Source organism: Conexibacter sp. CPCC 205762, from assembly GCF_030646155.1.
Lineage (GTDB): Bacteria > Actinomycetota > Thermoleophilia > Solirubrobacterales > Solirubrobacteraceae > Conexibacter.
Genome location: NZ_JAUTDN010000023.1, coordinates 39,814 through 52,338, shown reverse-complemented (window position 1 = coordinate 52,338; position 12,525 = coordinate 39,814). Strand labels below are relative to the sequence as shown.

13 protein-coding genes are annotated in these 12,525 nt (G+C 75.0%); 2 read left to right on the top strand and 11 right to left on the bottom strand.

Annotation, left to right across the window (positions count from 1 at the left end; translation table 11 throughout):
- Positions 1 to 3: 3 nt before the first annotated feature.
- Positions 4 to 642 (top strand): TetR family transcriptional regulator, encoded by a 639-nt coding sequence (locus Q7L73_RS17560; RefSeq protein ID WP_304692976.1) that lies wholly within the window; start codon positions 4 to 6, stop codon positions 640 to 642.
- 11 nt (positions 643 to 653) lie between these two features.
- Here Q7L73_RS17560 and Q7L73_RS17555 read toward each other — a convergent pair whose 3' ends face one another.
- Genes Q7L73_RS17555 through Q7L73_RS17535 form a run of 5 tightly spaced genes read right to left on the bottom strand, consistent with a single transcriptional unit; the run spans position 654 to position 5,218 of the window.
- Entirely contained in the window at positions 654 to 1,637 is a 984-nt protein-coding gene (locus Q7L73_RS17555) for a hypothetical protein (RefSeq protein ID WP_304692978.1), read from the bottom strand.
- Positions 1,634 to 3,031, bottom strand: a complete 1,398-nt coding sequence (locus Q7L73_RS17550) for an MmgE/PrpD family protein (protein WP_304692980.1) — start codon at positions 3,029 to 3,031, stop codon at positions 1,634 to 1,636. Before Q7L73_RS17550 ends, Q7L73_RS17555 begins: the two co-directional genes overlap by 4 nt.
- On the bottom strand, positions 3,028 to 3,261 hold the full coding sequence (locus tag Q7L73_RS17545; protein WP_304692982.1) for a biotin/lipoyl-containing protein: 234 nt from the start codon (positions 3,259 to 3,261) through the stop codon (positions 3,028 to 3,030). Before Q7L73_RS17545 ends, Q7L73_RS17550 begins: the two co-directional genes overlap by 4 nt.
- 5 nt (positions 3,262 to 3,266) lie before the next feature.
- Positions 3,267 to 4,265: an alpha-ketoacid dehydrogenase subunit beta gene (locus Q7L73_RS17540; RefSeq protein WP_304692984.1), complete on the bottom strand. Its 999-nt coding sequence runs from the start codon at positions 4,263 to 4,265 to the stop codon at positions 3,267 to 3,269.
- Positions 4,262 to 5,218: a thiamine pyrophosphate-dependent dehydrogenase E1 component subunit alpha gene (locus Q7L73_RS17535; RefSeq protein ID WP_304692986.1), complete on the bottom strand. Its 957-nt coding sequence runs from the start codon at positions 5,216 to 5,218 to the stop codon at positions 4,262 to 4,264. Before Q7L73_RS17535 ends, Q7L73_RS17540 begins: the two co-directional genes overlap by 4 nt.
- 150 nt (positions 5,219 to 5,368) lie before the next feature.
- On the opposite strand from Q7L73_RS17535, the gene Q7L73_RS17530 reads away from it, so the two are divergent.
- Positions 5,369 to 5,980: a TetR/AcrR family transcriptional regulator gene (locus Q7L73_RS17530; RefSeq protein WP_304692988.1), complete on the top strand. Its 612-nt coding sequence runs from the start codon at positions 5,369 to 5,371 to the stop codon at positions 5,978 to 5,980.
- 16 nt (positions 5,981 to 5,996) lie between these two features.
- Here the strand turns inward: Q7L73_RS17530 and Q7L73_RS17525 are convergent, their stop codons facing one another.
- Genes Q7L73_RS17525 through Q7L73_RS17500 form a run of 6 tightly spaced genes read right to left on the bottom strand, consistent with a single transcriptional unit; the run spans position 5,997 to position 12,525 of the window.
- The gene (locus Q7L73_RS17525) at positions 5,997 to 7,595 is read right to left on the bottom strand and encodes an AMP-binding protein (protein WP_304692990.1); all 1,599 of its coding nucleotides are present in this window, start codon (positions 7,593 to 7,595) and stop codon (positions 5,997 to 5,999) included.
- Complete coding sequence (locus Q7L73_RS17520; RefSeq protein WP_304692992.1) at positions 7,592 to 8,329, bottom strand: SDR family NAD(P)-dependent oxidoreductase; 738 nt, start codon at positions 8,327 to 8,329, stop codon at positions 7,592 to 7,594. The genes Q7L73_RS17525 and Q7L73_RS17520 overlap by 4 nt, the downstream gene beginning before the upstream one ends.
- A gap of 19 nt (positions 8,330 to 8,348) precedes the next feature.
- Positions 8,349 to 9,104, bottom strand: coding sequence for an SDR family NAD(P)-dependent oxidoreductase (locus Q7L73_RS17515; RefSeq protein WP_304692994.1), 756 nt, complete (start codon positions 9,102 to 9,104; stop codon positions 8,349 to 8,351).
- Entirely contained in the window at positions 9,101 to 10,258 is a 1,158-nt protein-coding gene (locus Q7L73_RS17510; protein ID WP_304692996.1) for an acyl-CoA dehydrogenase family protein, read from the bottom strand. Before Q7L73_RS17510 ends, Q7L73_RS17515 begins: the two co-directional genes overlap by 4 nt.
- On the bottom strand, positions 10,255 to 11,304 hold the full coding sequence (locus tag Q7L73_RS17505) for a zinc-binding dehydrogenase (protein ID WP_304692997.1): 1,050 nt from the start codon (positions 11,302 to 11,304) through the stop codon (positions 10,255 to 10,257). The genes Q7L73_RS17510 and Q7L73_RS17505 overlap by 4 nt, the downstream gene beginning before the upstream one ends.
- 18 nt (positions 11,305 to 11,322) lie before the next feature.
- Positions 11,323 to 12,525 carry a substrate-binding domain-containing protein gene (locus tag Q7L73_RS17500; protein ID WP_304692999.1) on the bottom strand — a complete coding sequence of 401 codons (1,203 nt, stop codon included), beginning with the start codon at positions 12,523 to 12,525 and terminating at the stop codon, positions 11,323 to 11,325.

The following is a 12,525-nucleotide window of genomic DNA, read 5'->3' as shown; positions in this document are numbered from 1 at the left end:
CGCATGCCCCGCGGCAGCGCAGAGGCGACTGGCGAGAAGCTGCTGCAGGCGGCGCACGAGCTGCTGCTCGACCGCGCCGGGCAGATCGCCTCCGTGAGCGAGATCTGCGCCCGCGCCGAGGTCAACGTCGCGATGGTGAAGTACTGCTTCGGCTCCAAGGACGGCCTGCTCGACGCGCTGCTGGAGCGCGTGCTCGAAGGGCTCTCGGACGAGATCGAGCGGCTCGCCGCGCTGGCGATCCCGCCGTCGGAGAAGCTGCGCCGCCACGTCGCCGGGATCGTCCGCAACTACCTGCGCTACCCCTACGTCAACCGCCTGATGGGCGAGCGCCTGCTGGCCGCCGAGCCCGACGCCGTCGAGGCGATCGCGCGCAGCTTCGCGCTGCCGGCGCGCGACTGGTACGCCGAGCTGCTCACCGAGGGCCGCGCCGAGGAGGGCTGGCGCGAGCTCGACCCGACGCTCTTCTTCTTCTCCGTCGTCGGCCTCTGCGAGTTCCTCTTCTCCGCCCGCCCGCTGCTGGAGCGCGGCTTCGGCGCGACCCTGGACGCGGAGCTGGTCGAGTCCTACAGCGACCACGTCACGGCGCTGATCGGCGGCGGGATCGTCGCGCCCGGCGTCGCGCCGCGCGGCGCGACGCCGTAGCGCCCGGCAACTCAGACGCGGCGCTGGAACTCGACCGTGCCGACGGCGCGGCGGCCGTCGTCGAGCAGCGCCTCGTAACGGCAGCGGTCGATCCAGGCGGTCGTGCGACGGCCGTGCTCGTCGCGGATCGGGTAGCGCAGCGGGACCGCGCAGACGATCTCCGCGCTGCCCGCGAGGCGGTGGGAGGCGCTGGCGGCCGCGAACTCCCAGCGCGCCGGGCGCGGCGCGCCGGGGCGCTCCGCCCAGCTGACCGTCTCCTCGAAGGCGACGATCGGCTCGGCGACGGCCGCCGCGCCCGTGCCGGCGTAGATCGCGCCGTCCTGGCGCCAGCGCTCGCCGTCGAAGGTCGCCCGCCACAGCGACAGCTCCGGCCCGCCGTCGCCGAACAGCATGTCGACCCAGCGCCAGCCGTGCGGGCGGGCCCAGTCGCGCACGCCCCACGAGTGGTCCTTGCAGCCGCGGCCGTCGATCGCGTGCGTCGCGCCGTCGATCGTGACCGTGCCGGTGACGCGGCCGACCTCGTCGACGTGGCCGTCGAAGAGGCCGTCCCACTCCGGGTCCTCGCGGTAGCGGTAGGCCGGCCGGTCGGGCGTGAAGCGGAGGTCGTAGGAGACCGGCACGGCCGCGTCGCCGGCCGCGACGACCGCCGCCGGGTCGCAGGCGGCGAGCGCGCCGCCGTCGTTGAGGCGGCCGTCGAAGCGGATCCGCCAGACGCCGAACGGCTCCTCCTGCTCGTACGCCAGGCCCGCGACCGGATGCGGCCGCGCATGGTCGGGCGCGTGGTCCAGCTCGGCCGCGACCAGCGTCGGCAGCGCGTCGCCCCACAGCACGTTCAAGGCGCCCGAGTGACCGCGCGCGGGGCGGTAGCCGATCGTCGTGTCGCCGCCGATCGCGTGCGCGAAGTCCCACCACTTGAAGTACCACGACTCGCGCCAGCGCTCACGCGCGGGATCGGGGCGGTGAACGCCGTCCTCGCGCGGATCGAGCGGGCTCATGCGACGCACTCCCGCAGCAGCGGGGCGAGCGTCGGCAGCGCCGTCAGCTCGCGCACGACGGCGGCGAGCCGCTCCAGCCGGGCCGCGTCGACGGGCAGCTCGGGCAGCATCCGCAGCGCGTTGCCGCGCACGCCCTCCCAGTCCCAGCCATACGTGCGCGCGTCCGGCAGCAGCTCGGCGGCGACGGTCGCGCCGGCGGCGGTGTCGACCTCGACGCGCGCGCCCAGCGGCGGGATCCGCTCGTCGGCGAGCACCGTCGTCGCCGCCGCCAGCCGCGCCAGCAGCGGGTCGTCGAAGTCGTGCAGCCCCGCCAGCGAGGCGCCGCGGTCGCGCAGCGCGAGCGCGGTGCAGAACTGCGCGCTCATCAGCGTCGCGGCGACGTGGTCCCACGGCCCCGGGTCGAGCGTGCCGGGGTAGGCGCGGTCGCGCGGGTCGAGCGCGACGCGCACGGCCGTGACCGCGCTCGCGTCGAGGTCGTGCTCGCGCGCGAGCCCCGCCGCGACGGTCACCGCGCTCTGCAGGATCGCGCAGACGGGATGCGGCTTGTAGGTGACATCGAGCAGCCGCCAGCGGACGCCGAGCTGCCAGTCGTCGTCGCAACAGGCCTCGCCCGCGCCGAACGCCTCGCCGCCGAGCGGCTCGCCGCCGGACGGACCGCCGCCGGGCGCGCCGCCGCCGAAGGCCCGCGCGAAGCCGGCCTCGCCCTCGTACCAGTGCCGCGCGCCGCGCTCGCCGGCCGCCGCCAGGCGCGCCGCCAGCAGGCCGTCGCGCGCGGCGAAGCCGAGCTGGAGGCGGTACTCGGAGGAGCCGTCGACCCACGTCTGGTTGAGGCCGCCGGAGCAGCTGGAGGCGATCGCGAGCGCGTGCGCGGCGCGCTCCTCGTCGAGCCCCAGCACGACCGCGCAGGCCGCCGCCGCGCCGAGCGTGCCGAAGACCGGCGAGGCGCGGAAGCCGCGCGCCGTCGCGGCCGCCGCGTGGCGCTCGCCGACCGCCGCCGCGACCTCGCAGCCGGCAATCACCGCGGCGGCGAGGCGCCCGCCGTCGGCGCCCTCCCGCTCCGCGAGCGCGAGCGCCGCCGGGATCACCGCCGCGCCGACGTGCGTCTTGGCCGCGAAGTGCGTGTCGTCCTGCGCCCGCGCGTGCATCAGCTGCGCGTTCGCGAACGCCGCCGCCTCGGCCGCGACGCGGCCGCCGTCGACCAGCAGCGTCGCCTCCGCCGGCCCGCGGTCGCGCACCAGCGGCCAGATCGCGCCGCCGACGGGATGGGCGGCGAGCGCGACCGTCAGGTCGTGCAGCAGGCCGCAGCGCAGCCGCTCCAGCAGCGGCTCGGGCAGCTCCGCGCCCGGACGGCCCAGCGCGGCCACCAAGCGCCCGAGCGCGGCGCCCGCGGTCATGGCTCGAGCACCATCAGGACGGTCGTCACGGGGACGGTGTCGCCCTCGCTGACGCGCACCTCCGCGACGGTCCCGGCGGCCGGCGCCTCGACGTCCATGTTCGCCTTGTCGGTCGAGATCTCCAGCAGCGCGTCGCCGGCCTCGACCCGCTCGCCGACCTCGACCATGATCTCGACGACGTCGAACTCCTCGTGGTCGCCCGGATCGGGGACGACGACCTCGATCGCCATCGCGCTCACGCCCCTTCCAGCGCGCGGCGGATGCCGGCGACGACCGCGTCGGCGCCCGGCGCGCGCGACTCCGCCAGCGGCACCGGCGTCGGCACGTTGACGAACGGCGAGGCGACGCGCACCGGCGGCGCCTTCAGCTGCGGCAGGCAGCGCTCGGCGGCGAGCGTGCAGACCTCGGAGGCGAACGAGAACGGCGCCGTCGCCTCCTGCGCGACGACGAGGCGGCCGGTGCGCGCGATCGAGGCGACGATCGTCTCGGCGTCGAGCGGCGCGAGCGTGCGCGGGTCGATCACCTCGACCGAGATCCCCTCCTGCGCGAGCGTCTCGGCGGCCTCCAGCGCGCGGTCGACCAGCCGCCCGATCGCCACGACGGTGACGTCGTCGCCGGCGCGGCGCGTCTCGGCGACGCCGATCGGCAGCAGGAACTCCTCGCCCTGCGGCACCTCGCGGCGCGCCGTCAGCAGCCCCAGCGTCTCGATGAAGAGGACCGGGTCGTCATCGCGGATCGCGGCCTTCAGCAGCCCCTTCGCGTCGGCGGCGTTGGAGGGCATCACGACCTTCAGGCCGGGCACGGCGCAGTACCACGCCTCGAAGTTCTGCGAGTGCTGCGCGCCGTTGGGGCCGCCGGCGCCGCACATCGTGCGGATCACGAGCGGCAGCGACTCGCCCGAGAAGTAGCGGAACTTCGCCGCCTGGTTGACGATCTGGTCCATCGCGATCAGCGCGAAGTCGAAGAACATCAGCTCGACCACCGGCCGCAGGCCGACGGCGCCCGCGCCGACGCCGAGCCCGACCAGCACCTGCTCGCTGATCGGCGTGTCGCGCACGCGCAGCTCGCCGAAGCGCTCCTGCAGCCCGCGCGTGACGCCGTAGGGCCCGCCGGGCCGGCCGACGTCCTCGCCGACGAGCACGACGCGCTCGTCGCGCTCCATCTCCTCGACCAGCGCCTGGTTGATCCCCTGCCACATCTTCAGCGGCTTCGTCTCGGTCGCGGTCGTGCTCATGCCGTCTCCTTCAGGTGGTCGATCGCGAGCGCGCCGGGGCCGGTGACGGCGCTGCGCTGCGCGAACGCGAGCGCATCGGCGATCTCGCGCTCGACCTCGGCGTCGAGCGCATCGGCCTCGGCGTCGTCGAGCGCGGCGCGCGCGGCGACGAGCGGGTCGCGGGCGCGCCAGCTGTCGACCTCGCGCGAGTCGCGGTAGGCGGCGCGGTCGCCCGCGTAGTGACCGAACCAGCGGTAGGTGACGGCCTCGATCAGCGTCGGCCCGCCGCCGCCGCGCGCCCGCGCGATCGCGGTCGCGGCGGCCTCGCGGACGGCCTCGACGTCGTTGCCGTCGACGCGCACGCCGGGGATCCCGTGCGACTCGCCGCGGCGCCAGATCTCACCGGCGACGTGGACGTCCTGCGGCGTCAGCTCGACGTACTGGTTGTTCTCGCAGACGAAGACGAGCGGCAGCGCCCACAGCGCCGCGATGTTGACGGCCTCGCCGAAGGCGCCGGTCCCGGTCGCGCCCTCGCCGAAGAAGGCGACGGTCACGTCGTCGCGGTCCTGCGCCTGCATCGCGTAGGCGGCGCCGGTCGCGATCGGCAGGCCGGCGCCGACGATCCCGTTCGTGCCGAGCAGGCCGATCGACGGGATCGCGACGTGCATCGAGCCGCCGCGGCCGCGCGAGTAGCCGCTCTCGCGCCCGAGCAGCTCGGCCATCAGCCGATCGGCGCGCGCGCCCTTGGCGAGGCAGTGGTGGTGGCCGCGGTGGGTCGACAGCACGGCGTCGCTGCGGCGCAGCTCGGCGCAGGCGCCGACCGCGACCGCCTCCTGGCCGATCGACAGGTGCAGCGGGCCGGGCACCTGGCCCTCCCCGTGCTGGTCATGGACCGTCTCCTCGAAGCGGCGGCTCAGCCGCATCAGGCGGTAGCGCCCGGCGGCGGTGCGCAGCGCGCCGTCCCCGCGGGCCACTGGGACGTGGACCTCCGGCATCCGTTTCCTCTCTCTCCGACAGCGAACCAACCGTCCTACCGGTCGGTAGGCCAGCCTAGCCTTAACGCCATCACAAGGCAAGCTCCCTACCGACCGGTCGATCTGCCGGGAGGCGATAGGCTTGCCGACGTGTCCCGCACCGCCCCGACCCCGCCGCCATCCGAGAGCGCGCCGCCGAGAGTCCGCCCGGACATCATCGAAGCGGCGACGCGGATCTTCAGCGAGCGCGGCTACCACGCCGCCTCGATGAGCGAGATCGCCGACGCGCTCGGGATGCGCAAGCCGAGCCTCTACCACCACGTGCGCAAGAAGGAGGACCTCCTCTTCGCGATCCACGAGCAGCTGATCGACGAGCTGATCGAGGAGACGCTGGCGGTCGTCTCGACCTCCGAGCGGCCGGCCGACAAGCTGCGCGGCGCGCTGCGCGTCGCGCTCGGCTTCGTCGCGCGCCACCGCGACGGCGTCACCGTCTTCCTGCAGGAGCGCAGCGCCGTCAGCGGCGAGCGCTGGAACGCGCTCGTCGTCAAGCGCGACTTCTACGAGCAGATGGTCACGCGGATCGTCGCCGAGGGCAGCGCCGCCGGCGACTTCGTCGCGGTCGACCCGGCGATCGCGACGAAGGCGGTGCTGGCGATGGCCAACTGGGGCTACACCTGGTTCCAGCCGGACGGGCCGCTCAGCGCCGACGCGGTCGCCGACACCTTCGCGACGGTCGCGCTGCGCGGCCTCGAAGTGCGCTGAGGCGCGCGGCCCGCCGTCAGCGCGCCGCCTCGCCGGCCCCATCGCCCGCCAGCGATCTGCGCAGCGCGTCCTTGCGGACCTTGCCGATCGAGGTCTTCGGCAGCTCCTGCGCGAAGACGACGACCGTCGGCACCTTGAAGCGCGAGAGCCGCTCGCGGCAGTGCGCGACGACCTCCTCGGCCGTCAGCCCGCTGCCCGCCACCGGCACGACGACCGCCGCGACCGCCTCGTCGCGGATCGCGTCCGGCACGCCGACGACGGCCGCCTCGGCGACGCCGGGATGGGCCGCCAGCGCGCCCTCGACCTCGATTGCCGAGACGTTCTCGCCGGCGCGCTTGATCATGTCCTTCTTGCGGTCGAAGAAGTGCAGGTAGCCGGCCTCGTCGGCCCAGGCGTTGTCGCCGGTGTGCAGCCGGTTGCCGCGCAGCGCGGCCGCGGTCGCCTGCGGGTCGCGGTAGTAGCCGAGCATCAGGTCGCGGCCGGGCGTGCCCTCGGCGACGATCTCGCCGACCTCCCCGGGCGCGACCGGCTCGCCCTGCGGGTCGAGCAGCAGCAGCCGCCGGCCCGGCGACGCCAGCCCGATCGACGGCCAGCGGCGGGGGCCGGCGATCGGCGCGACCGCCAGCAGCGTCATCGCCTCCGAGAGGCCGTAGCCGTTGATCAGCTCGACGCCGAAGCGGCGCTCGAAGGCGGCCTTCTCCTCGTCGGCGACGTTGATCGCGTAGAACAGCCGCCGCAGCTCGTGGTCGCGGTCGGCGGGGTCCGGCGGCTGCGCCAGCAGCGTCCGCAGCTGCATCGCGACGACGCAGGTCTGCGTCGCGCGGTGGGCGCGCACCTGCGCCCAGAAGCGCGAGGCGCGGTACTCCTCCAGCAGCACCAGCGTGCCGCCGGTCGTGAGCGCCGCCAGCACCGACATCGCCTGGCCGTTGACGTGGAACAGCGGCAGCGCGGTCAGGCAGCGCTCGCCCGGCTGCAGCCACAGGCAGTGGACGGCGTCGAGGCCGGCGCGCAGGCAGTTGGCGTGCGTCAGCATCACCGCCTTCGGCTTGCGCGTCGTCCCGGAGGTGAAGATCAGCTCGGCGACGTCGGCAGCCCGCGCCGCCGGCTCCGGCGGCGGCCCGGCCGCCTCCAGCAGCGCCTCGAAGCGCTCCTGCCCGGCGACCTCCCCGCGCGCGACCAGCAGCGGCAGCGGACGGCCGCCGGCGGCGATCGCGCCGGCCGCGGTCTCCAGCAGGCCGGGCTCGGTGATCGCCAGCCGCGCCTGCGCGAACGACAGCACGTGCTCCAGCTCCGCGACCGTCGAGGCGACGTTGGCCGGCACGAAGACCGCGCCCAGCCGCGCCAGCGCGAACCACGCGATCAGCACCTGCGGGCAGTTGCGCAGATGCACGACGACGGCGTCGCCGTGGCCGATCCCGCGGTCGGCGAAGCCGCGCGCGCAGCGCTCGACCTGCGCGGCGAAGGCGGCGTAGGTCAGCTCCTCCAGCTCGCCGGCGGCGCTCTCGAACGTCAGGAAGGTGCGCGCCGGCTCGGCCTCGGCGCGCTCGCGCAGCAGGTCGGTCAGCGTGCGGTCGCCGGTCGGGTGCAGCATCGCGTCCTCGTCTCCTCGGCTCATGCCATGTACATCCCGCCGTTGACGTCCAGCGTCGCGCCGTGGACGAAGGCGGCGAGGTCGGAGGCGAGCACGACCGCCATGCTCGCCTGCTCGGCCGGGCCGCAGTGGCGCCGCAGCGGCGTCCGCCGCAGCGCCTCCTCACGCGCCTCCTCGCCGAGGATCGACGTCATCGGCGTCTCGGTGAAGCCGGGATGGAGGCAGTTGACGCGCACGCCGAGCGGCCCGGCGTACTGCGCCAGGTGGCGCGTCAGCCCCTCGACGCCGGCCTTCGAGGCCGCGTACGGCGCGCTCGCGCGCAGGCCGCCGGTGCGGGCGGCGAACGAGCCGACCAGCACGATCCGGCCGTCGCCGCCCTCGCGCATCAGCTCGACCGCCCCCTGCGCCAGCAGGAAGGCGCTGCGCAGGTTGACGTCGAGCAGCTGGTCCCACTCGGCGTCGGTCACCTGCGGCAGCGGCGTGACGCGGTAGATCCCGGCGCAGTGGATCAGCACGTCGAGGCGGCCGAAGCGCTCGCGCGTCGCCGCCAGCAGCCGCGTCACCTGCGCCCGTCTGGAGAGGTCGGCCGCGACCCGCAGTGCCGCGTCGCCGCCGACCTCCTCCAGCCGCTCGCCGTCGAGGTCGCACAGCGCCAGCCGCGCCCCCTCGCCGGCCAGCAGCTCCGCGCAGGCGCGGCCGATCCCGTTCGCCGCGCCGGTGACGAGGCAGACGCGCCCGCCCAATCCGCTCTCCAACATCGCTCTCTCCCGTCCCTGCTCAGTAGCCCTTGTGCGCCGTCCAGCCGCCGTCGACGAACAGCGTCTGCCCGTGGACGAACGCGGCGGCCGGGCTGCAGAGGAAGACCGCCGGCCCGGCGATCTCGTGCGGCTGGCCCCAGCGTCCCAGCGGCGTGTTCGACGTGATCGCGCCGACCATCCGCGCGTCGCGGAAGTAGGGCGCGCTCAGCGGCGTCTCGACGATCCCCGGCGCGATCGCGTTGCAGCGGATCCCCTGCGCGGACAGCTCGGCGGCGATCGACTGCGTCAGCGCGATCACGCCGCCCTTGGAGGCGTTGTAGGCGACGCGGTCGCGCAGCGAGATCGCGCCGGCGATCGAGGCGAGGTTGACGATCTGGCCGCCGCCCCGCGCGAGCATCAGCGCGACCGCCGCCTGCGCGCAGACGAAGCTGCCGGTGAGGTTGACGTCGAGCGTCCGCCGCCAGGCGTCGAGCGGATGGTCGCGGAACGGCGCCTGCACGCGCACGCCGGCGTTGTTGACGAGGAAGTCGAAGCGGCCGGTCCGCTCCGCGACCTCGGCGAAGGCGGCGCGGACGCCGTCGGGGTCGGTCACGTCGCCGGTCAGCCCGAGCGCGCCGGCGCCGATCTCGGCGGCCGCCTCCTGCGCGCCCGCGACGTCGACGATCGCGACGCGCGCGCCGGCGGCGGCGAACGCCTCCGCGATCGCGCGGCCGAGCCCGCGCGCGCCGCCGGTGACGACGCCCGCTCTGCCCGCCAGCACGCCCTCCGCGCTCATCGCGAGCCGCCTTCGGAGGCGGCCGCGCCGAGCAGGTCGCGGGCGATCATCCAGCGGTGGATCTCGGCGGTGCCGTGGCCGATCCGCCACAGCCGCGTCTGGCGGAAGAAGCTCTGCAGCGGCGAGTCTCTCGCGTAGCCGCGCCCGCCGAGCACCTGCAGGCAGCGGTCGCTGACGCGCTGCGCCATCTCGGTCGCGTACAGCTTCGCCTTGAAGGCGTCGACGCGGACGTCCTCGCCGCGGTCGGCGCGCCAGGCGGCGCGGTAGACCAGCAGCCGCGCCGCGTCCAGCTCGACGGCGCTGTCGGCGAGCATGAACTGGATCGCCTGGCGGCTGGCGATCGGCCGCCCCCAGGTCGTCCGCTGCCGCGCCCACGCGACCGCCTCGTCGAGGCAGCGCTGCGCGATCCCGAGCTGGTAGGAGGCGATCTTGAGGCGGCCGTGGCTGAGCTGCTCGTCGGCGGTCGCGAAGCCCTCGTCGACCGGGCCCAGGCGCTGCGCGTCGGGGATCCGGCACTGCTCGAAGCGCAGCTCGCACGGCTCCCACGCGTCGCCCATCGTCGGGATCGTGCGCACGACCTCGTAGCCGGGCGTGCCGGAGTCGACGAGGAAGACGGTGATGCCGTGGGCGCCTCTGGCAGGGTCGGTCGCGGCGAACAGGATCAGGAACTCGACCCGCTCGGCGAGGCCGATGAACAGCTTGCTGCCGTCGATCACCCACTCGTCGCCGTCGCGCACCGCGCGCGTCTCGATCGCGCCGAGGTCGGAGCCGGTGCCGGGCTCGGTGAAGGCGTAGGCGCTGCGCCGCTCGCCCGCGACGACCGCGGCGAAGTAGCGCTCCCACTGGTGCGGGCCGCAGTGGTAGAGGACCGGCTCGGGCGCGCCGCCGGCCTCGAACATCATCGGGTGCTTGTTCAGCTCCTCGTGGACGGCGCAGACGGCCAGCTGCCCGAACCCGAGGCCGCCGTGCTCGCGCGGCACGTCGATCGCCCACAGGCCGCGCTCGCGCGCCTGCTGCTGCAGTCTCGGCCGCAGCGGCCACGGCACGTTGCCGTCGGCGAGGAAGGCCGGCTCGAGCGGGTCGAGCACCTGCACGCGGAAGTCGCGCGCGACGGCGACGAGCTGTCTGACGTCGTCGGGAAGGTCGAAGTTCACGTGCGCTCCAGGTCGAGGTCGGGGTGGAAGAGCGTCCGCACGGCCGTCAGCGAGCCGTCGGCGTGGCCGCGCAGGGCGGCGATCAGGCCGTCGAAGCCGACGCGGTGCTCGACGAGCGCCAGCAGCTCGTCGCGGCCGCCGCCGTCGCCGAGCCAGGCGACGACGCCGGCGAAGTCGGCGTGCGTGTAGCCGAACGAGCCGCGGATCCGGCTCTCGCGCGCGACGACCTCGCTGACCGGCAGCGGGATCTCGTCCTGCCAGATCCCGACGAGCACGATCTCGCCGCCGCGGCGGGCGGCGCGGACCGCGCCCGCGAAGGTCTCCGGGCGCGCGACGCAGTCGAGCACGAGCTCGAAGCGCTGCTCGTGCGCGAGCGCCTGCTGCGGCGTCGCGGCGACGAGGCCGAGCTGCTCGCAGAGCGCGCGCCGGTGCGCGCGCGGCTCGGCGACGACGATCTCGGCGCCGGCGCCGAGCCGGCGGCGCGCGGCCAGCGCCGCGCCGATCCCGACGATCCCGCCGCCGATCACCAGCGCCGCTCCGCCGGCCGGCGGGTCGGCGAGCGCGACGCCGTGGGCGCCGACCGCGAGCGGCTCGGCGAGCGCCCCCAGCTCCGGCGCGGTGCCGGGCGGCAGCGGATGCAGCTTGCGCGCCGGCACGGCGAGCGCCTCGGCGTAGCCGCCGGGAGCGGCCGGCACGCAGCCGCGGATCGTCCGCCGCGCACAGGCGTTCTCCTCGCCGGCGGCGCAGCGGGCGCAGCGCCCGCAGCCGCAGATCGGGTCGACCGCGACGAGCGCGCCGCGCGCGACCCCCGCGACGCCGGCGCCGAGGTCGTCGACGACGCCGACGACCTCGTGGCCCATCACGAGCGTCTCGCCGGCGCCGAGGACCGCGTCGCGCCGCTCGTTGACGCCGGCGACGCCGTAGACGTCGGACATGCAGATCCCGCACGAGTGGACGCGCACGCGCACCTCGCCGGGATCCGGGAGGGGCGCCGCCGTCGTCTCGACGGCGAGCGCCCCCGCTCCGCTGTAGACGAGCGCGAGCACCGGATCACCAGTGACGGGCTAGAGCCCGAACTCCGCTCTCCACTTCGCTTCGAAGTAGGCCGGGATGTCCCAGGCCGGCGCGACGTACTCGCCTCTCGGCGGCAGCTCGTCCTTCGTCACGACTCTGTACGTGAAGGGGTCGCCGATCACCGGGTAGGTCGGCTGGTTCTCCTGCATCATCGGCGTTCTGCGGGCGAAGAACTCGGCGAGGTTGTCGGCGCCGATCCAGACGCCGGCGTCGTAGTTGACCTCCGAGGTCATGTCGATGTCGCCCTTGCGCATCAGCTCGATCGTGCCGAGGTCGGCGTGGAAGGTGACGACCAGCGGACGGTCGGGGAACGCTCTGCCCTTGTATCTCGACGTGACGACCTGGCCGGTGACCTGGCCGGCGGTGTCGAACGAGACCCAGAAGGTCTTCAGGTCGGGGTTCTGCGTGATCTGGTCCGCGACCGTCTTGCGCGTGAACGGCACGAGGTTGGCGCCGTCGGTGACGGTGTCGGCGGTGATCTTCACCTTGCTCTGCGATCTGAGCGCGTCGCGCAGCGCGTCGGTGCGGGTTCTCGCCCAGCCGGCCGGGAAGTCGTGCACGGCGATCGGGACCTCGTCGCCGGGCAGCGCGTCCAGTCTCGGCAGCAGCGCCTCGGTCAGCACCTCGCCGGCCTTGTACTCGTCCGGGCCGTAGTTGCCGTCGTAGCCGTCCGGGACGGCGCCGCCGCCGGTCTGGATCACCGGCACGCCGGCCGCTCTCGCCTTCGTCAGCACCTGCTGCACCTGGCCGGGCTCGATCGCGATCATCACGATCCCGTCGACGCCGCGGTCGAGCATCTGGTTGCCGCACGCGACGAACTGCGTCGGCGTGCCTCTGCCGTCGCAGGTGAGCGTTCTCCAGCCGAGCATTCTGGCCGCCAGCTCGTTGGTCGAGACGAGCCGGTCGGAGGACTCGATGCCGTTCAGGAAGTTCACGATGCCGATCGTCTTCTGCGGCAGCTCGACCGGCTCGCCGGTCTCTCTCGCCGCCTGCGCGCCGGCCTCGGCCGCTCTGTCGGCGGCGCTGCCGGAGCCGGCGCGGATGCCCTCGCCCTTCGTCTGCGTCGAGCTGCCGCCCGACCCTCCACCGTCACCGTCGTCGCTGCTGCTGCCGCATGCCGCCAGCAGCGTCACGGCGCAGAGCGCCGCCACCGCGAGCAGCAGCCCGCGGCGCCAATGCGCGAGTCCTCTCAT